The organism is Streptomyces sp. A1277 (assembly GCF_004795015.1).
Classification (GTDB): domain Bacteria; phylum Actinomycetota; class Actinomycetes; order Streptomycetales; family Streptomycetaceae; genus Streptomyces.
In genome coordinates, this window is record NZ_SSBI01000001.1 from 144,690 (window position 1) to 163,387 (window position 18,698).

The following is an 18,698-nucleotide window of genomic DNA, read 5'->3' on the forward strand; positions in this document are numbered from 1 at the left end:
CGTGTTCCGATCGAACCTGTTTTGTACGTTCTGTGGACGGCCTGTGAGCAACTCGCTGGTCTGAACCTCTTGAGCTGGGGAGTCGCCGTGACAGACGATGACCTTTCGGTTCGTGCAACCGCGGGTCGGGCGCCAGGCGTCTAAGCGGTCACTTCTTGCGCGGCGGGGCGCATGTGCGGGGCATCTGGGGAAGAGCGGGTACGTATGAAGGCATATCGCAGGGCCTCAAACGCGGTGCCGTATGCGTACAACCCTGACGGGGGGAAGCGTGTCCAACTGGCGTGGCAGAGGTTCTCGATATCACAGTGGTGGGCCCCTTGCGCGGCGCTTCGGTGCGACCGCTCCGACGGGCCCGTACAACCGGCGGCATGCCGGTGATCGCGCCCATGCCCGCCGCGCGTCGGACGGGGCTGCCGACGCAGCGCGAGGGCGCTGAGGAGGGCGTGGCAGCCGGAACCACCGTCGACCATCTCACCGAGACCTACCGCGCCCACTACCGTTCGCTGCTCGGCCTCGCGGCCCTGCTGCTGGACGACACGGCGTCCTGCGAGGACGTCGTGCAGGAGGCGTTCATCCGCGTGCACTCGGCGCGCAACCGGGTCCGGGAGCCCGAGAAGACCCTCGCGTACCTGCGCCAGACCGTCGTCAACCTCTCCCGCTCCGCGCTGCGCCGCCGCATCCTCGGGCTGAAGCTGCTCTCCAAGCCCATGCCGGACATGGCGAGCGCCGAGGAGGGCGCGTACGACCAGCTGGAGCGGGACGCGCTGATCAAGGCGATGCGGGGTCTGCAGCGGCGTCAGCGCGAGGTGCTGGTCCTGCGCTACTTCGCGGACATGACCGAGGCTCAGGTCGCCGAGACGCTGGGGATATCCCTGGGCTCGGTGAAGGCGTACGGGTCCCGGGGCATCGCGGCACTGCGCGTGGTGATGGAGGCGCAGGCATGAGCCGGCGCGGCGACCACCACGATCACGACCATGAACAGGACCTGCGGCCCCGGGGCGGGAGCGGACCCGGGCGCAGTTCCTCGCGCGGACTGCCGACAGACCGGACTGGAAGCGGAACTGTGAACCACGGGCCGGAGAACGCCCCGCACGCGGGCCGCGACGAGGGACCGGACGCGCGTACCTCCGGGGACATGGCCGCCGGTGACGGCGAGGCCGCTCGCTTCGCGACCCCGGCCGATCTCTTCGGCGGTGGTGGTCCCTTCGGCGGCGGCCCCTCGGGCGGTGGCTCGTTCGGTTTCGGCGAAGGCGAAGACGACGGCGTCGACGAGGACGCGCTGCGCCGGATGATGCACGGCGTCGTGCAGGGCCTGGAGCCCAGCGAGGGCAGCCTCGACCGCCTGTACCGCGCGGTGCCCGCCCGGCGCGCCCGGCGGCGGCAGGCCCTCGTCGGTGTGGCGGCCGCGGCACTGCTCATCGGTACGGCGATCCCCGCCTTCGTCCACGTCGCCAACTCGAAGGGCTCCAGCACGGCGAGCCCCGCCATCGCCGGCCACGGCGAACAGGCGCAGGGCGGCAACGGCGACGCCCCCGGCGCGGACTCCGGCAACGGGAGCGGCGGCGACGGCGGCGACGGCCGGCACAACGGCGGCCAGGGCCTCCCGCGGAGCACCGCGAGCCCGTCCGACAGCAGCGGCCAGGGCATGGACGGCGACGCGACCGGTGCCTCCGCCGACCCGACGGTGAGCACGGAGGGCGTCATGCCCGCGTGCGACCCGGGGCAACTCGGCGTCAAGTCGGCCAGGACCGGCGCCGCCGGGGCCGACGGCACGGTGTACGGGGCCTTCCGCATCGCCAACGTGTCCAGCGAGGACTGCTCGGTGAGCAGCGGCGGCACCGTGGGCTTCGAGGCGATGGGCGCGGCCGACCCGGCCCGGATCGAGGTCGTCCGGCACACCGAGGGCGACCCGGCGTCCGGTCTGCCCGACCCCTCGACCGAGGAGGCCACCGTCCTGCTGAAGCCGGACATGGTCTACGAGGTGCAGTTCGCCTGGGTCCCCAAGGACACCTGCCCGTCCACCGGCGGCTCGCCCACCCCCACCCCGACGGACGGCGCGGCGGGCAGCGGCAACGGCGGCACGGCCGGGTCCGCCGCGGGCAGCGGGACCGAGGAGAACGAAGCGGGTACGGAGACCCAGTTCGGCACCGCGGACGGCGGCGGTGCCGCGCAGGGCAGCATCTCCGTGCAGCACACCCCGGAGCCCGGGGCCCCGGTCGCCGCGACCAAGATCGACAACGCGTGCGCGGGCACGATCTATCGGACCGGCGTCCTGGAACCTTCGTCGTAGGGGCATAGGGGCGGGGCGTGGGGGCGTAGGGAAGTAGGGGCGTAAGGCAGGCGGGGACCCCGCACGGGGCGGCCGGCCTCGCGTCCTCGGCATCCGCCCGGTCCTCCCCGGCTCACGCCTCGGAAGGGGCCTCCGCGTCAGGCACCAGGCCCAGCTCCAGGTCCCTGGCGGCCTCGGCCTCGCGCCGCAGCAGCCGGAACCACATGAAGACGACGAACGCGGCGAAGACGAACCACTCACCCGTGTATCCGAGGTTCTGGAACGCCTTCAGGTCGAGCCCGCCGCCCTCCGGCACGGTGGCCGGTACGGGGCGCAGGGCGGTCGCACCGCTCCGCGCGGTGCCGCCCGCCGCGCCCGCGGACGCACCCGAGGTCCCGGAGGCGCCCGAGCCGCCGGTGTCGCTCGTCTGCAGCGTCACCCACGCGTCGTACACGTCGTACGGCACGAGGTTGACCAGCGACGCCGCGCTGATGATGCCCACCTGGCCCTCGGGCAGCCCGCCCGCCGCGTTGACCCCCGCGGTGCCCGCGCTCTCCGATGCCTGGAGGTCGCCGGTCACCGTGACCCGCCCGGCCGGTGCGGCCGGTACCGGTGTCTGCCCCGCCTTCCCGGGCAGCCAGCCGCGCACCACCGGAAGCGCCTTGCCGCTGTCGGTCCGCAGCATGTCCAGGACGTAGAAGCCCTGCCGGTCGTCCAGCTTCCGGCCGGGCACCAGGAAGCGGTCCGCGTACCGGCCGGTCGCGGTGGCGGGCCGGCCGGAGGTCTCCGTGTCGACGGGCAGCAGCGCGTCGAGCGGCTTGGCGGCCCGGGTGCCCGGCGCGGGCTGCTTCTCGGCGGCCTCGTGCGTGTGCACGCGGTCCTCGAAGCGGCCGAGCTGCCAGGTGCCCATGAACACGCAGAACGGGATGGCCAGCACGACGAAGAGGTTGATCCCCCACCATCGCGGGGTCAGCAGGAACCGGTACACCCCTCCACGGTACGGTCCCCGCTCCGGCCGGCCGGAGCGGGGGCACCCGAAAAGCCGCCCCTTATCCCGGCCCTACGCGTCGCCGACCGCCTCCCCCCGGCCGGGCCCACCGGAGCCCCCGGAGCCGGCCGGGTCCGCCGTGCCGACCACCGGGCCGCCGGGCCCGGCGGGCGAGATCCCCGCCAGGTGGCGCTGCGCGAAGTCGAGCTCCAGCCGGACCTGTTTGATCCGCTCCTCCACGACCAGCGAACCGTGCCCCGCGTCGTACCGGTAGACCTCGTGCACCGCGTCGCGGGCCTTCAGCCGGTCCACGTAGTTCTCCACCTGGCGGATCGGGCAGCGCGGATCGTTGACGCCCGCCGAGATGTAGACGGGGGCCCGCACGGCGTCGACGTACGTCAGGGGCGACGATGCCTCGAACCGCTCGGGCACCTCTTCCGGTGTCCCGCCCAGCAGCGTGCGGTCCATCGCCTTCAGGGCCTCCATCTCGTCGTGGTACGCCGTGACGTAGTCCGCGACGGGGACCGCCGCCAGGCCGAGGGCCCAGTCGCCCGGCTGCGTACCGAGACCGAGCAGGGTCAGATAGCCGCCCCAGGAGCCGCCGGCCAGGACCAGCTTCGCCGGGTCCGCGAGGCCGGACTTCACCGCCCACTCCCGGACCGCCCCGATGTCCTCCAGCTCGATCAGCCCGACCCTGTGCTTCAGCGCGTCCGTCCACGCCCGTCCGTAGCCGGTCGAGCCGCGGTAGTTGACCCGGACGACCGCGTACCCGTGGTCCACCCAGGCGGCGGGCCCGGCCGCGAAGGCGTCGCTGTCGTGCCAGGTGGGGCCCCCGTGGATCTCGAAGACCGTCGGGAACGGCCCCTCGGCCGGGGCCGCCGGGCGTTGGACGAGCGCGTGGATCCGGCCGCCCGGGCCGTCCACCCACACGTCCTGGACCGGCACGGACTCCGGCGCCTTGGCCCCCGGCGGGTCGAGCACCACCGCACCGGTCGTGGAGCGGACGACGGGCGGCTCGGCCGCCGACGACCACAGGTACTCCACCGTCCCGTCCGGCCGGGCCGTGGCGCCCGAGACCGTGCCGGTGGGCGTCTCCACCCGTACCAGCGCGCCACCGGCCGCGGCGGGCTCGTACCGCCACAGCTCGCTGCGGGCCTCGAAGCCGTGCTCGATGAGCAGCGCGGAGCCGTCCGGATACCACTCGGCGCCCACATCGCCCGGCAGGTCGATCGCCAGGTCCGTCTCCGTGCCCGCCACCGGGTCCCAGATCATCGGCTCCCAGCGCCCGCGCCTCTGGTGCCCGACCAGCAGCCGGGTGTCCCCGTCGACCGGTGCGAAGCCGAGGACCGCGAGGCCCAGCTCCTTCGTACCGCCCTCGGTGTCGTCCAGCTCCGCGACGGTCGTACCGTCCGGCCGCACCACGCGCAGCGCGGAGTGCATCGCGTCCCCGTGCTCCGTGTGCTCCAGGGCGATCAGCGTCCCGTCGTGCGACAGGTCGCCGACCCCCGCCGACTCGCGGTGGCGGTAGATCTCCACCGGGGCCGCGCCGGGCCGTACGACGTGGACCGTCGTGCCGTCCTCGTCCGTCGAACGGCCGATCACCGCCGTGTTGTCGCGGCCGATCGCGAGACCGGCCGGGTAGGACGCTTCGAGGCCGGGCGCGGCGGGCTCGACCTCCACGTCCACACCGCCGTGGAACGGCCGGCGCATCCACACCCCGAACTCGTCCCCGTCGGTGTCGTTGAACCACCACACGGCCTCGCCGTCCGGCGTCAGCACGCCGTCCGTCGTCCCGTTCAGCCGGTCGGTCACCTGGCGCTGCTCTCCGGTGGCCCGGTCCCAGGTATACAGCTCATAGGTCCCCGTCGCATTGGAGACGAACAACGCGCGGTCCGGCGCGTCCTCGGCCCAGTCGGGCAGTGACACCCTGGGAGCCCGGAAACGCTGCTCCCACGGCGGGACGGATGCGGTCGTCGACGAACCAGTGGCCTCAGTCATGACCCCATTCTGCGTCGGACGGCCGACAATCCGTTCGCTTCGTCCGCAGCCTGTGGATAACCTCGCGGGATGTCCACCGCTCCGATACCTCCCGTACCTCCCGACTGGCGCGAGGCCAACCGCAGGATGTGGGATGAGCGTGTGCCCATCCACGCAGGCAGTGACTTCTACGACCTCGACTCCTTCCGCGCGGGCAAGGACGCCCTCCGGCCCTTCGAGGTGGCCGAGGTCGGCGACGTGACGGGCCGGACTCTGCTGCACCTTCAGTGCCACATCGGCCTCGACACGCTGTCCTGGGCACGGCGCGGCGCCGCTCAGGTCGTCGGCCTGGACTTCTCGGAACCGGCCGTCGAGACCGCCCGCTCCCTCGCCGAGGACCTGGGATTCGGCCCCGACCGCGCGGCGTTCGTCGCCGCCGACGTGTACGACGCGGCCCAGGCGGTCCCCGACTCCACGTACGACATCGTGTACACGGGCGTCGGCGCGCTGAACTGGCTGCCCGACATCGACCGCTGGGCCGAGACGGCGGCCTCGCTGGTCGCGCCCGGCGGCTTCCTCTACCTGGCGGAGTTCCATCCGCTCACGGACTGCCTCGACGACGAGACGGGTTCGCGGATCGTGCACGACTACTTCAGCCGCGAGGCATGGGTGGACGAGACGCCGGGTACGTACGCGGACTTCGACGCGCCGACCGTCCACAACCGCAGCGTCGAGTGGCAGCACCCGGTGGGCAGCGTGGTGTCCGCGCTGGCCGCGGCGGGCCTGCGGATCGAGTTCCTCCACGAGCACGACGCGTCGCTCTTCGCGCGTTTCCCCGTGCTCAAACGAGGCTCGGACGACTTCTACCGCTACCCGCCGGACCGCCCCCGCATTCCGCTCATGTACTCGCTCAGGGCGGCGCGCCCCGCATGACAGAGGCGCGGCGGCGCCCCGGACGGAACCGGAACGCCACCGCACCTCTTCTGCCTGTGCTGCTTCCTGCCCTACGCCGCTGAGCGGAACGCGGGCAGATAGCCGCCCGACTGCCCCTCGGGCTTGGGGTGGTACGAGTTGCTGACGGGGATCGAGACGCTGTGCAGCCACGGGTCACCGGAGCACAGCTCGTGCCCGGTGAACTCGTCCGCGACCCCGGAGAAGGTGAACCCGGCGTTCGCGGCCTGCTTGGCGATGACGCCGTTCAGCACGTCTGACGCATTGTTGACGGCTGTGCGTTCCTTGTCGGAGAGCCCGGCGACGCAGCTTCCGCCGATCTCGTAGAAGCGGGGATAGCCCAGCACCACGACGTGGGCCTGCGGGGCCCGGGAGCTGGTACGAGGCCCAGGATCTGGCCGCCTCGACCATGCAGAACTACAAGCGCCACATCGAGGAGCACCTCCTCCCCGACTTCGAGGACCATGCGCTCGCCGGCATCCTGCGCTCGGACGTCGACCGGTGGGAGAAGAAGGAGAGGGCGCTGTACGCGGCCTCCAGCGTCAAGACCTGGCGCTCCACGTTCCACCTGATATTCGAGGACGCGATCGACGAAGGGCTGATCACGTCGAACCCGGCGACCAGGCGACGTGGGCGGGGAAAGCGCGCGGGCCGCTCCCGTGACAGAGGCCCGGAGAAGGTCGTCACCGATCCGCTGGGCATCCTGCTCACCGCCGAACGGGCAGCCCTGCTGTCCGGCCGCGACGACGAGTTCGTCGGCGTGGTCCTCAAGGGGTACACCGGCATGCGCTGGGGCGAAGTCGTCGGCCTGGAGACCGAGTTCGTCCGCGCCGGATCCGTCCGTGTCGAGTGGCAGCTCTACGAGCTCGACTCGGGTGAGATGGTGCGCTGCCCGCCCAAGGACGACAGCTATCGCACCCTCGACTCGATGGACTGGCTGTCCGCCCTGGTCGCCAACCACGTCGCCCGCACGAAGCCGACGCCCTGCCCCTGTCACGGCAGGACCTACGTCTTCCGTGGCCAGGGCGCGGCTCGTACCGGAGGGCACCAGGGAGCGAAACTCGTCGACGTCGCACGCCGGGCCGAGGTCTCCACGGGGACGGTGTCCAACGTCCTCAACCACCCTGACCGCGTCGCCGAGGCCACCCGCACACGGGTGGAGAGGGCCGTCAACGACCTCGGGTTCGTGCGTGGCGGAGTTGTGGCGGAACATGCGGCTCACTGGCGCAGGACCGGCTTCGGGACCTGGCTGTTCACCCCGGCGGTGTCAGGCTGGTACCCGAAGAAAGCCCCGCAGGAGGCGCGCCCCGTTCCTCTGCTCGGCGAGCCGTGGCCCGGCGTCCCAGTACAGGGGCGCGGCGCCAGCAACCGGGCCGACGCCTGCTGGCTCCCGATCGCGAGGGGCCTCACGCCCCATGGCCTGCGCCACACCCATCGAACCGTGATGGAAGACCTCGGTACCGAGAAGGTCCTCATGGACCAGCGCATGGGCCACATCGACGGCTCCGTATCGGCGCGCTATGCCCACGTCACCCCGGGCATGCGCATGCGGCTCATGGCCGGGATGACAGAGCAGTGGGAGTCGGCCCTCGACGCCCGGCCGGCCATGTGCGCCGCATCTCCCGTGCGGGCACTCGACGACCTTCTGCGACTGCGCGGGTAGTTACGGGCCGACATGACGACCGTACGGCGAGGGCGCCGAGGGCTGCAGTTCGAAAAGCTGCGGACCCACTGAGCAGGGGCCTCCCCCTCCTGATCTTGCGAATGTCGCGGTTAGGCGGTGCGCGGAAGGCTGAGCCGGCGGAGGAAGGGGCCACGGAGAGGCCGTGTTCTGCCAGCAGCCCTGCCGTCCAGGGCCACTGACTTCGTGGCATTCATCCCCGATCAGCCAAGGAGCGCCACACTCGCGAGGGTGGGCGGCTTGACCGGACAGATGGGGGCCGCGTGACGATGCGCCGAAACGCCAGCTGAGCGGAGCGACTTGGGAGAGTCGTCCCGCCGGAGATTCTCTGCTTCCGGGGTGCGGCCTCCGTGCCACCCTGCAGCCCCATGACTGCAAGCTCACGTGACCATCAGGGCCATGAACACCCGTGGACGTCAGGTGCCGACGATCACGCTCTTGAGGAAGGTCGAGTCGCACTTCGAGCACTTCAGGCGATTGGTGCTGGTCGGATGTAGCGTCTGGGTACCGCAAACCGGACACTTGTGACCCTTGGGCATCTCACTACTCCTAATATCAGATGGGTGCGCTTCGCGCGATAACCGCGAGAGTACGCGCGTCCTGCACTATTAACCGCGTTTCGGCCTAATCATTGAGAATCTGCTGGAAGCTGATATGTAGCCGCATCAACGCAGGTCAACGTCCTGATGCTGGGCCTGTGGGCGGACGCTACTGACGCAGCATCAGGTCCTGATGAGGGGTAGAACACGTGCTGACCTGGTCGTACAGCTCCTGGATCAGATGCGGTAATAGCTGGGCTTGGGCTCGGCAATGCCCATGCATCGCCGAGTCGTGGGCCACGCGGGCCCTGTGGCCCCGGCCTTGGGCCAAGGTCCCTCGCCCGTCCGGGACTAGCTTGGCCGCCCTCTTCGAGCGTGCTGTGTGTCTTCCATCGCGGCGAGAGCTGGGTGGGCAGGGCTACGCGGAGGGGGTGTGGCTGTCCGGCCGTCGATGGTGAAGAGATGCTCCACGGTGCCCCATCGTGCGCCGGACGCCCAGAGCGTACGTGGCGGGGCACCCCTCCAGACACTCGGCTCAGCTGCGCGCACCGCTCACAGAATGAAGCCCACGCGGGCTTCGAAACTGTCATGCTCCGCTGAGCCGAATGAACGTTCCGCACTCTGGAGGAGTCACGTGGCAATCCGTAAGAGCATGGAGGAGGTCCTCGTGGTCGCCGGGCAGCGCGAGGAGTGGCTTACCCGTTGCGAACAGGGCCTCATTGCCGCAGGGTTCAAGGACGTGCGGACACTCGCAGACCTCGGGCAGGTGACGGGCACGTACAGAAAGTTCCCCACCTGGGGCGAGCTCACGATCACGGTCGTCCCGGGCGCTCAGTCGGGATACATACGACTGACGCTTCACTCGACCGCCGCAGTCGACAACATCTACGCCATTTTCTCCAGCCCGAACAAGAAGGTTCTCGAGGCTGCGAAGGCCGGTTTCGCGTGAGCGCAGCACCGTCCGGAACTCGGAGTTGCGGCGTGGTCGGAACAGCCGTTGCGGATCAGCCCGTGGGCCAGAATTTGGGTGCGTCCGCCTGAGGGTCGACGGTGCGGACACGGGTGGCGCGAGTTGGGTCGACAGAGGTGAGGGAGACCAGACGTTGGCCGTCTGCGACCGATAGCTCGGCCAGAGCGTGGGGGAGACCCGCGCAAACCGTGGCGATGGCCGAGCCGAGGCCGACCAGCCCGCCGTGCTTGTTGTTCTGGCGGTACTCGATCCGATGGAGCCCGGATGCGGCGATCGCCGCGACTTCAAGGTGCCGGCTCATCTGTTTGGTGTCGTTGGTGAGGACCGCGTCGAAGCCTTCAGCGCGGGCCTTCTCGAACAGCTCGATGTCTTTGGTGCCAGCCCATCCGGGCAGGTCATGCACGTGCAGGACGTCATGAGCTTTGAGGAGGATGCGGACGATGTCGGCCATAGGGCGCGGCACGTTCTCGTCGAGCAGCAGTTTCAAGCGGCGCCTCGGCTCGCACCTGCGCCTGCACCGGTTGACGTTCCGGTGTAGCTGTCGACGTAATCGGTGAAGTCGGTTGCTTCGAGTGCTGCTCCGGCACTGACCCCGGGGAAGAAATCGGCGATCTGCTCCGGCGGAATTCCATCTCGGATCAGGGCTGCGACCTCGGCTGCGGGGACGCGGGTGCCACGGATCACCGGCTCACCGCCGCGTACGGATGGATCCACGGCGACATCTGGGCGGGGAGACAGCAGGTCGGGAATGTGCCGGCCGTTCCGATAGAACGGGGCAAGGACATCGACGAGCTGGTGGATGACGAGGTTGCTTTTGCCACCCTTGCGGCCGATCAGGTCGACGGCATGATCAGGGTCGGCCAGGTACACCGTGCCCCCGTCGGTGACGAGCTGGTAGGCCGAGAGGTGCTCTCGCTCGCCCAGATCGTCCCTGAGGGAGTCCACTGCGCGACGGATCCGCTGCAGCGAGGTCTCCTGCCGGAGGCGCACGCAGGTTCGCAGCGCAACGACATCTCGGAAGGAGTACAGGATCGGCCGTATAGCCGAGATCTCCGGGATGAGGACGGCGCCTCCCGCCCCTGAGGCGTGACGCCAGTGAGAGAGCTGGGCCATCGTCGCGCCGGACAGCGCCGCTGCGAGCTTCGGTTCGTACGACATGAACCCTCCTCTCTGTGCCTACCCGTATGAGCGCGACCGTACTGCATTCTCTGTCGAGGCCCCGCTCAGTGCGACCCTTCGAGGCAGGGGAGCCTGAACGTCTTGCTGCGCGGCGGCGCCCCTGCAGCGCCGGGATCTGGGGAGCCGCCTCCCGCACTTGGCTCCCAAACGGCTCCCAAGACGCCCCCAGGAACGAGTCAGGGGCCTGATCCACTTAGTGGATCAGGCCCCTGACCTGGTGTTTCAGCTGTCGGGGTGGCGGGATTTGAACCCACGACCTCTTCGTCCCGAACGAAGCGCGCTGCCAAGCTGCGCTACACCCCGATCGCCGCCGGTCTCCCGGCGACATCGATTACTTTAGCCCACCGGCGCCCGGAGACGAAATCCGGTTTTTGTCGCGATCGGTCGGTGCGGCGTGGATCACGCCTCCCGGGGCGTCAGTGTCAGCAAAGTGGCCTCCGGGGGGCAGGCGACGCGGACCGGGGCGTAGCGGCTGGTGCCGCAGCCGGCCGAGACGTGGAGGTAGGCGCGGTTGCCGTGGGCGTAGTGGGTGGAGAGGCCCTTGACGCGGTCCGTATCCAGGTCGCAGTTGGTGACCAGGGCTCCGTAGAAGGGGATGCAGACCTGGCCGCCGTGGGTGTGACCGGCCAGGATCAGGGGGTAACCGTCCGTGGTGAAGGCGTCGAGCGAGCGCAGGTAGGGGGCGTGGACGACGCCGATCGAGAGGTCGGCGCCCGTCTCGGGACCGCCCGCGACCTCGGCGTAGCGGTCGCGCTTGATGTGGGGGTCGTCCAGGCCGGTGAAGGCGAGCTCCAGGCCGTCGAGCTTGAGGCGGCCGCGCGTGTTGGACAGGTTCAGCCAGCCCGCCTCGTCGAAGGCGTCACGCATCGGCTCCCACGGGTTGTGGACGACGCCGACCGCCGGGGCGTTGCCGTTGAGGCCGTGCTTGCCCGACGCCTTCTCGAAGAGGTAGCGGACCGGGTTGCGGAGCTTGGGGCCGTAGTAGTCGTTGGAGCCGAAGACGTACACCCCCGGGAACTCCATCAGCGGGCCGAGCGCGTCCAGCAGCTCCGGCACGGCTTCGGGGTCGGAGAGGTTGTCGCCGGTGTTCACGACGAAGTCCGGGCGCAGCCCGGCCAGCGACTGGAGCCAGGCGCGCTTCTTGCGCTGGCCGCTGACCATGTGCACGTCGGAGACCTGGAGGACGCGCAGCGGGCGCGCCCCCTGGGGGAGCACCGGGATCGTCACCCTGCGCAGACGGAACGAGCGGACCTCGAAGCCTGCCGCGTAGGCGAGACCGGCGACGCCGGCCGCGGCGGTGACCGCCGTGATTTTCAGGGGTACTCCGTAGCGTGCGCGCATGCGCCCATCGTTGCAGACGACGCGGGCCCGCAGGAAAACAGGCGGGCACAGTGCGCCCCGCACCTGCCACAATCACCCCATGACCACGCTCAAGTCCAAGCTCAAGGAAGACCTCACCACGGCCATGAAGGCGCGTGACGAGCTGACCTCGTCCACGCTCCGGCTGACCCTCACCGCGATCACCAAGGAGGAGGTCGGGGGCAAGACCGCCCGCGAACTCTCCGACGACGAGGTGCAGAAGGTGATCGCCAAGGAGGCCAAGAAGCGCCGCGAGGCGGCCGATGCCTTCGCCAAGGGCGGCCGGACCGAGCAGGCCGAGCGGGAGAAGGAGGAGGGCGAGCTGCTCGAGACGTACCTCCCGCAGCAGTTGAGCGACGAGGAGCTGGCCGCGATCGTGGCGTCCGCCGTCGACGAGGCGAAGGCCGCCGGGGCCGAGGGGCCGCGTGCGATGGGCGCCGTCATGAAGATCGTCAACCCGAAGGTCGCGGGCCGCGCCGACGGCGGACGGGTGGCCGCCGCGGTGAAGAGGCTCCTCGCGGGCTGAGGCCGGCGGGCGGGGTCACCCGCGGATACGCGCACGGCGATACGAAGGAGGGGCGCCCCGGTTCGTTCCGGGGCGCCCCTCCTTCGTATCACTGTCCGCGGCGGCTCAGGGGCCGTTCATGCCGCCGTCGTTCTGGCCGCGGCCGTGGCCGTGGCCGTTGTTCCCGCCGGTCAGGTCCGGCGGGATGCTGATGCCGGGGAACGGGTTGTTGTCGTCGTCACCGGGCTTGTTGTCGTCGCCCGGCTTGTTCTTGTCCTGGTCCTTGTTCTTGTCCTTCTCTTCCTTCTGCTTCGCCCGCGGTACGTCGACCGGGTGGAAGGCCGGTGTCTCGGAGGAGCTGAGGGAGCCGGTCATCGCCGTACGCCATATCGGGCCGGGGAGGCAGCCACCGCAGACCTTGTCGTAGTACTGGCCACCGATGACGATGTCGGTCATTTGTTCCTGCTTGGCGCCGTCGCTGCCGACCCACACCGCCGTGGACAGGTTGGGCGTGTATCCGACGAACCAGACGTTCTTGCGCTCGTCGGTGGTACCGGTCTTGCCCGCGTTGTCACGGTCGCTGAGGCCGGCCTGCGTACCGGTGCCGTCCTCGACGACACCCTTCAGCATCTGGTTGATCGTGTCGGCCGTGTGCTCGCTCATGGCCCGGTTGCAGCTCGTCTTCGGCACGTCCATCTTCTTGCCGTCCGGCTTGGTCACCGAGAGGAGCGCGACCGGAGTGCAGTACGTGCCGCGGTTGGCGAAGGTGGCGTACACCGAGGCCATGGCCAGGGGCGTCGACTCCTGGCTGCCGAGGGTGGTGGTGGGGATCTGCAGCAGCTTCTTGTTGTCGCCGCGGTCGTAGCCGACCTTCTTCGCCATCGCGAGCGTCTCGCAGAGGCCGGCCTTCTGCTCCAGCTTGGCGAAGTAGGTGTTGATCGACTTGCCCAGCGCGCTGGTCATGTCGAACATGCCCTTTTCCGACTCCGTCTCGTTCTCCACGTCCCACGGCTTGTCGTCCGCGGGTCCGCCTTCACACGTGCGGAAGGCGTCGGCGGGCAGCGTTATCGAGGAAGGAGTGTCGAAACTCTGCGCCGGGCTGATCCCCTTCTCCAGCGCCGCCGCCGCGGTGATCGGCTTGAAGGTCGACCCCACCTGGAAGCCGGCGTAGCTGCCGCCCATCTTGTGGTCGACGGAGAGGTTCAGCACGGTCTGGTGCTTGGCCGCGTCGAGACCGTACGGCCTGGACTGGGCCATCGCCAGGATCTGCCCGGTGCCGGGCTGGACCTGGACGAGCGCGGCCGCGACCTTGTCGTCCTTGTTGACCCGGGAGGTGGCCGCCTGGTTGGACGCGGCCTGCGACCGGGGGTCCAGGGTCGTCTTGATGGTCAGTCCGCCGGTCGCCCAGAGCTTGGCGCGGTCCTTCGAGGTCTTGCCGAAGGCCAGGTCGCTCGTGACGATCTGGCGTACGTAGTCGCAGAAGAAACCGGCACCGCTGACGGCGGTGATGCAGCCGTTCTGCGGGCGCTTGACCTTCAGCTTGATCGGGGTGTCCTTGGCCTTGTCGGCCTGCTTCTGCGAGATCTTCCCGACGTCCGCCATCCGCTGGAGCACGGTGTTGCGGCGCTTGGTCGCTTCCTCCGTGTCGTTGATGGGGTCGTAGCGGCTGGGCGACTGCACGATCCCGGCCAGCAGCGCCGCCTCCTCCAGCTTCAGGTCCTTCGCGGACTTGGAGAAGTAGCGCTGGGAGGCCGCCTCGACGCCGTACGCCTGCTGACCGAAGAAGGTGATGTTGAGGTAGTTCTCCAGGATCTTCCTCTTGCCGAGCTCTTCCTCGACCTGGATCGCGTACTTCAGCTCCTGGACCTTGCGGCCCAGCGTCTGCTGGGTGGCCTCGGCGACCTTGGCCGGGTCGTCGCCCGCCTCCTCGACGAAGACGTTCTTCACGTACTGCTGGGTGAGGGTCGACGCGCCCTGCGCGGTCCCGCCCGCCTGTACGTTGCTGTTCATCGCGCGCAGGATGCCCTTGAGGTCGACCGCGCCGTGCTCGTAGAAGCGGGCGTCCTCGATAGCGATGATCGCGTTCTGCATGTACGGGGAGATGCTCGTGAGCGGCACCACCGTGCGGTCGCGTGAGTAGACCGTGGCGATCAGGCCGCCCTTGTTGTCCAGGATCTTGGTGCGCTGGCTCAGCGGCGGAGTCTTCAGGTTGGCCGGGATCTCGTCGAACCCGTCGACCGTCCCCTTGGCGGCGAGGCCCAGTGCTCCGGCGGCCGGCAGCGCGATGCCCGCCAGAACGACTCCCGAGAGTGCGGCGACACCGAGGAACTTGGCGGCCTGCTGGGTCGTCGTGAGACCCCCGCCCGAGCGCTTCTTTGGCATGGGGGCAGCCTACGTTCTCATTCGCCGGACACACGTATATGCCTTGGCCTAAGCTGCTCTCAACTGTCACAGCAGCCCGGTTCCGTATCAACCCCCGTGCACGATCCGGCCACACGCTCCGGCGCTCCCGAATTCGCCTCGTGTGTCACCGAACGTCCGTTGTGGTTCTGGTGAACTGTCCCGATTTTGACGGGATAGTCGCGCATGTCCTCACCTCACTCCCCTGGGTGATCTGCCGCATACGCATAGTCCGTTCGGGCCATTCAAGATTGGGCCCGAAGGGGGTGTTGTGCTGTCGCCACCTTCCGTAACGTCCTCAACTGGCAGCGGGTGAATATGCCGCTGCCGCCGTGGGGGAGCCTCGATTCGGGAGAGGACGGCGCCGGGATGGGCTGGGTAACCGACTGGAGTGCGCAGGCAGCCTGCCGCACTACTGATCCGGATGAACTGTTCGTACAAGGGGCAGCGCAGAACAGGGCCAAGGCGGTGTGCACCGGATGCCCGGTGCGGACCGAGTGCCTGGCCGACGCGCTGGACAACCGCGTCGAGTTCGGCGTGTGGGGCGGGATGACCGAGCGGGAACGCCGCGCGTTGCTGCGCAGGCGTCCGACCGTGACGTCCTGGCGCCGGCTGCTGGAGACCGCCCGCAGTGAGTACGAGCGGTCCACGGGCATCCTGCCCGTGGCGATCGGGCTGGAGGACGACGAGCTGCACGAGACGTTCGCCGCCGTGGGATAGACCGGCGGTAGTACGTACGGCTTACGAGTACGAGGGGCTAGGCAGCTCCGGCCGGGGAGGAGCCGGTCGCGAGCCGGTCCCCGATGGCTCGCAGCCCCGAGAGGTCATGGACGTCTCCGGGCAGCGCGGCCACGGCGGTCACGGCCACCTCGGGGTGCAGCGCGGTGAAGCGGTCGCGGGTGTCCTGTTCGCGCGCGACCATCTGCATCCGTTCGGCGTGCAGACGCAGCAGGGCTGCCGTGAGTTCTTCGGTCGTGACATCCGGTGTGACCTCTGTGATGGCGTCTGCCGTGACGTCGGTTTCGGGCGTGGCGTCCGCCTCGGCCTCGGGGGTGCCGGCTCCGGCGGTGTCAGGGGGCGGTGCGGACCCGGCCGCGGGGGAGTCGGCGGGCTCACGAAGTCCAGCCTTCCCGGCCGTCTGATCCACAATGCCGTCTGCTTCAAGATTTTCTGCGGCGGCCAGCGCCTGCTCGGCGGAGAGCCGGGCCGCGGCACTGCCGTGGACCCGGTTGAGGACCAGACCCGCCAGCGGCATGTCCTCCGCGGCCAGGCGTTCCACGAAGTACGCCGCTTCGCGGAGCGCGTCCCGCTCCGGCGTCGCGACGACGAGAAACGCGGTGCCGGGCGCCTGAAGCAGTTTGTACGTGGCATCGGCCCGGGTACGGAAGCCGCCGAACATGGTGTCCATGGCGGCGACGAAGGTCTGTACGTCACGCAGGAACTGTCCGCCGAGCAGCTTGCCCAGCGTCCCGGTCATCATCGACATTCCCACGTTGAGGAACTTCATTCCGGCCCGGCCGCCCATCTTCGCCGGTGCCATCAGCAGCTTGATGAACTTCCCGTCCAGGAATGAGCCCAGCCGTTTCGGCGCGTCCAGGAAGTCCAGCGCGGACCGCGACGGCGGGGTGTCGACGACGATCAGGTCCCACTCGTCGCGCGCCCGCAGCTGGCCGAGCTTCTCCATTGCCATGTACTCCTGCGTGCCCGCGAAGCCGGCCGACAGGGACTGGTAGAAGGGGTTCTCCAGAATCGCGCGCGCCCGCTCACCGTCCGCGTGCGCCTCGACGATCTCGTCGAAGGTCCGCTTCATGTCGAGCATCATGGCGTGCAGTTCACCGGCGCCCGCGCCTTCGATGCCCTTCACCCGGCGCGGGACGTTGTCCAGGGAGTCGATGCCCATGGACTGGGCGAGCCTGCGGGCCGGGTCGATGGTGAGGACGACGACCTTGCGGCCGCGCTCCGCCGCCCGTACGCCGAGCGCCGCGGCGGTGGTCGTCTTGCCGACGCCGCCCGAGCCGCAGCACACGATGATCCGGATGCCCGGATCGTCGATCAGGGCGTCGGTGTCCAGCGAGGGGACGGGGGCCGCCCTGTCCGCCTCCTCGCCCGTGTCCCCGGCCGCTCCCGCGTTCGTGCTTGCTGTCATGAACCCGCCCCTCGTCCGGACTCCCCTGTGCCCGCGCCCTGGTCCCGGAGCGCGACCGCCAGGTCGTACAGCCCGGCCCGGTCCACCCCCTCGCCGATCAGCGGAAGCTCGTATCCCGGCAGGCCGAGGCCGGCCAGTACGGCGCGCTGCTCACGCTCCAGTGCGACCCGCTGGGTGTGCTCGGCGGCCTGCTCGACCAGGGGGCGCACGAGGCCCGCGGCGCCGGTCACGCCGGACCGCGTCAGCGTCTTGGCGATCTCCTTGCGCCGGCCGCCGGCGGTCGTGCGCAGCGCGTCCCCGTCCAGCAGTTGGGGGCGCACCATGTTCACCATGACCCGGCCCACGGGCAGTTCGGCGGCCCGCAGCTCCGCGATGCCGTCCGCGGTCTCCTGGACCGGCATCTCCTCCAGCAGCGTCACCAGGTTCACCGCGGTCTCCGGGGACTTCAGCACCCGCATCACGGCCTGTGCCTGATTGTGTATCGGGCCGATCCGGGCGAGTCCGGCCACCTCGTCGTTCACATTGAGGAAGCGGGTGATGCGGCCGGTCGGCGGGGCGTCCATGATCACGTAGTCGTAGACGAACCGGTTCTGCCGGTCCTTGCGGCGCACGGCCTCGCACGCCTTGCCGGTCAGCAGGACGTCCCGCACACCGGGCGCGATGGTGGTCGCGAAGTCGATCGCGCCGAGCTTCTTGAGCGCCCGGCCCGCGCTGCCGAGCTTGTAGAACATCTGGAGGTAGTCGAGGAGCGCGAGCTCCGCGTCGATCGCGAGCGCGTACACCTCGCCGCCGCCCGGGGCGACGGCGATCTTGCGCTCCTCGTACGGCAGGGAGTCCGCCTCGAAGAGCTGGGCGATGCCCTGTCTGCCCTCGACCTCCACGAGGAGGGTGCGCCTGCCCTCGGTCGCGAGGGCGAGCGCGAGGGCGGCGGCGACCGTGGTCTTACCGGTACCGCCCTTACCGCTGACGACCTGGAACCTGCTCACGTATTCGAGCCTAACCAGTCGCACCGCAGGCTACGCACGAGGCTGCGCGTGCCCGGGATTGCGCAGGCATTACAGTCGGGCCATGACCAAGTGGGAATACGCGACCGTGCCCCTTCTCGTGCACGCGACCAAGCAGATTCTGGACACCTGGGGCGAGGACGGCTGGGAGCTGGTCCAGGTCGTTCCCGGCCCGAACAACCCCGAGCAGCTCGTGGCCTACCTGAAGCGGGAGAAGCAGTAGTGGCGGGCACCGTCGAGGCGAAGCTCGCCGAGCTCGGGCTGCCCCTGCCGGCCGTCGTGCCGCCGCTGGCCTCGTACCAGCCGGCCGTGCAGTCCGGGGTGTACGTGTACACCTCTGGGCAGCTGCCGATGGTGGACGGCAAGCTGGCCGTGACCGGCAAGGTCGGTGCGGAGGTCACGGCCGACGAGGCGAAGGAGCTGGCGAAGACCTGCGCGCTCAACGCCCTCGCCGCCGTGAAGTCGGTCGCGGGCGACCTGGACCGGATCGCACGCGTCGTGAAGGTCGTCGGCTTCGTCGCGTCGGCCACCGACTTCACCGGCCAGCCCGGCGTGATCAACGGTGCCAGCGAGCTGCTGGGCGAGGTCCTCGGGGACAAGGGTGTGCATGCCCGCAGCGCCGTGGGCGTCGCCGTGCTGCCGCTGGACGCTCCCGTCGAGGTCGAGATCCAGGTCGAGCTGACCGAAGCCTGAGCCGGGCCCCGTCCCCGCCTTCTGATCCCGTCCGGTC

Annotated in this window: 16 protein-coding genes, 1 tRNA gene and 2 pseudogenes; 9 read left to right on the top strand and 10 right to left on the bottom strand. The window is 69.8% G+C overall.

All coding sequences use genetic code 11. From position 1 onward, the window contains the following. Positions 1 to 368 precede the first annotated feature (368 nt). Together E6R18_RS00680 and E6R18_RS00685 are read left to right on the top strand one after the other, a co-directional pair. Positions 369 to 944, top strand: coding sequence for a SigE family RNA polymerase sigma factor (locus E6R18_RS00680; RefSeq protein ID WP_136314845.1), 576 nt, complete (start codon positions 369 to 371; stop codon positions 942 to 944). Positions 945 to 1,063: 119 nt separating this feature from the next. Then, positions 1,064 to 2,290: a hypothetical protein gene (locus E6R18_RS00685; RefSeq protein WP_136314846.1), complete on the top strand. Its 1,227-nt coding sequence runs from the start codon at positions 1,064 to 1,066 to the stop codon at positions 2,288 to 2,290. A 112-nt stretch (positions 2,291 to 2,402) separates the two neighbouring features. On the opposite strand, the gene E6R18_RS00690 is transcribed toward E6R18_RS00685, so the two are convergent. Continuing rightward, positions 2,403 to 3,257 (bottom strand): SURF1 family protein, encoded by an 855-nt coding sequence (locus tag E6R18_RS00690; RefSeq protein WP_136314847.1) that lies wholly within the window; start codon positions 3,255 to 3,257, stop codon positions 2,403 to 2,405. Between the two features lie 72 nt (positions 3,258 to 3,329). Beyond that, a complete protein-coding gene (locus E6R18_RS00695; protein WP_206308173.1) occupies positions 3,330 to 5,255 on the bottom strand; it encodes a prolyl oligopeptidase family serine peptidase in 1,926 nt (641 codons plus the stop codon). A 69-nt stretch (positions 5,256 to 5,324) separates the two neighbouring features. Here E6R18_RS00695 and E6R18_RS00700 point away from each other — a divergent pair, with 69 nt between their 5' ends. After that, complete coding sequence (locus E6R18_RS00700; protein ID WP_136314848.1) at positions 5,325 to 6,167, top strand: class I SAM-dependent methyltransferase; 843 nt, start codon at positions 5,325 to 5,327, stop codon at positions 6,165 to 6,167. Positions 6,168 to 6,238: 71 nt separating this feature from the next. Here the strand turns inward: E6R18_RS00700 and E6R18_RS00705 are convergent. Further along, positions 6,239 to 6,559: pseudogene (locus tag E6R18_RS00705) on the bottom strand (lipase); the annotation flags it as partial. A gap of 2 nt (positions 6,560 to 6,561) precedes the next feature. On the opposite strand from E6R18_RS00705, the pseudogene E6R18_RS00710 reads away from it, so the two are divergent. Both E6R18_RS00710 and E6R18_RS00715 read left to right on the top strand, forming a co-directional pair. Next, a pseudogene (locus E6R18_RS00710) lies at positions 6,562 to 7,848 on the top strand (LacI family DNA-binding transcriptional regulator); the annotation flags it as partial. Positions 7,849 to 9,039: 1,191 nt separating this feature from the next. Next, positions 9,040 to 9,354, top strand: a complete 315-nt coding sequence (locus E6R18_RS00715; RefSeq protein ID WP_136314849.1) for a hypothetical protein — start codon at positions 9,040 to 9,042, stop codon at positions 9,352 to 9,354. Between the two features lie 55 nt (positions 9,355 to 9,409). Here E6R18_RS00715 and E6R18_RS00720 read toward each other — a convergent pair whose 3' ends face one another. From E6R18_RS00720 to E6R18_RS00735, 4 genes are all read right to left on the bottom strand, one after another. Continuing rightward, positions 9,410 to 9,862 (bottom strand): DUF5615 family PIN-like protein, encoded by a 453-nt coding sequence (locus E6R18_RS00720; RefSeq protein WP_136314850.1) that lies wholly within the window; start codon positions 9,860 to 9,862, stop codon positions 9,410 to 9,412. Beyond that, a complete protein-coding gene (locus tag E6R18_RS00725; protein WP_136314851.1) occupies positions 9,859 to 10,533 on the bottom strand; it encodes a DUF433 domain-containing protein in 675 nt (224 codons plus the stop codon). The genes E6R18_RS00720 and E6R18_RS00725 overlap by 4 nt, the downstream gene beginning before the upstream one ends. Before the next feature lie 250 nt (positions 10,534 to 10,783). Further along, positions 10,784 to 10,857, bottom strand: a tRNA-Pro gene (locus E6R18_RS00730). Positions 10,858 to 10,953: 96 nt separating this feature from the next. Further along, positions 10,954 to 11,895 carry a metallophosphoesterase gene (locus E6R18_RS00735; RefSeq protein WP_136314852.1) on the bottom strand — a complete coding sequence of 314 codons (942 nt, stop codon included), beginning with the start codon at positions 11,893 to 11,895 and terminating at the stop codon, positions 10,954 to 10,956. A 79-nt stretch (positions 11,896 to 11,974) separates the two neighbouring features. Between E6R18_RS00735 and E6R18_RS00740 the strand changes: the two genes are divergently transcribed. Then, positions 11,975 to 12,439 (top strand): GatB/YqeY domain-containing protein, encoded by a 465-nt coding sequence (locus E6R18_RS00740; RefSeq protein ID WP_136314853.1) that lies wholly within the window; start codon positions 11,975 to 11,977, stop codon positions 12,437 to 12,439. 105 nt (positions 12,440 to 12,544) lie between these two features. On the opposite strand, the gene E6R18_RS00745 is transcribed toward E6R18_RS00740, so the two are convergent. After that, entirely contained in the window at positions 12,545 to 14,800 is a 2,256-nt protein-coding gene (locus tag E6R18_RS00745) for a transglycosylase domain-containing protein (protein WP_136314854.1), read from the bottom strand. Positions 14,801 to 15,187: 387 nt separating this feature from the next. Here E6R18_RS00745 and E6R18_RS00755 point away from each other — a divergent pair, with 387 nt between their 5' ends. Next, positions 15,188 to 15,538, top strand: a complete 351-nt coding sequence (locus E6R18_RS00755) for a WhiB family transcriptional regulator (RefSeq protein ID WP_018551136.1) — start codon at positions 15,188 to 15,190, stop codon at positions 15,536 to 15,538. Positions 15,539 to 15,575: 37 nt separating this feature from the next. On the opposite strand, the gene E6R18_RS00760 is transcribed toward E6R18_RS00755, so the two are convergent. Together E6R18_RS00760 and E6R18_RS00765 are read right to left on the bottom strand one after the other, a co-directional pair. Further along, the gene (locus tag E6R18_RS00760) at positions 15,576 to 16,964 is read right to left on the bottom strand and encodes an ArsA family ATPase (RefSeq protein ID WP_240799538.1); all 1,389 of its coding nucleotides are present in this window, start codon (positions 16,962 to 16,964) and stop codon (positions 15,576 to 15,578) included. Then, positions 16,961 to 17,950: an ArsA-related P-loop ATPase gene (locus E6R18_RS00765; protein WP_136314855.1), complete on the bottom strand. Its 990-nt coding sequence runs from the start codon at positions 17,948 to 17,950 to the stop codon at positions 16,961 to 16,963. Before E6R18_RS00765 ends, E6R18_RS00760 begins: the two co-directional genes overlap by 4 nt. Positions 17,951 to 18,032: 82 nt before the next feature. Between E6R18_RS00765 and E6R18_RS00770 the strand changes: the two genes are divergently transcribed. Then, complete coding sequence (locus tag E6R18_RS00770; protein ID WP_003991873.1) at positions 18,033 to 18,191, top strand: DUF4177 domain-containing protein; 159 nt, start codon at positions 18,033 to 18,035, stop codon at positions 18,189 to 18,191. Next, the gene (locus E6R18_RS00775; RefSeq protein WP_136314856.1) at positions 18,191 to 18,661 is read left to right on the top strand and encodes a RidA family protein; all 471 of its coding nucleotides are present in this window, start codon (positions 18,191 to 18,193) and stop codon (positions 18,659 to 18,661) included. The genes E6R18_RS00770 and E6R18_RS00775 overlap by 1 nt, the downstream gene beginning before the upstream one ends. The last annotated feature ends 37 nt before the right edge of the window (positions 18,662 to 18,698 follow it).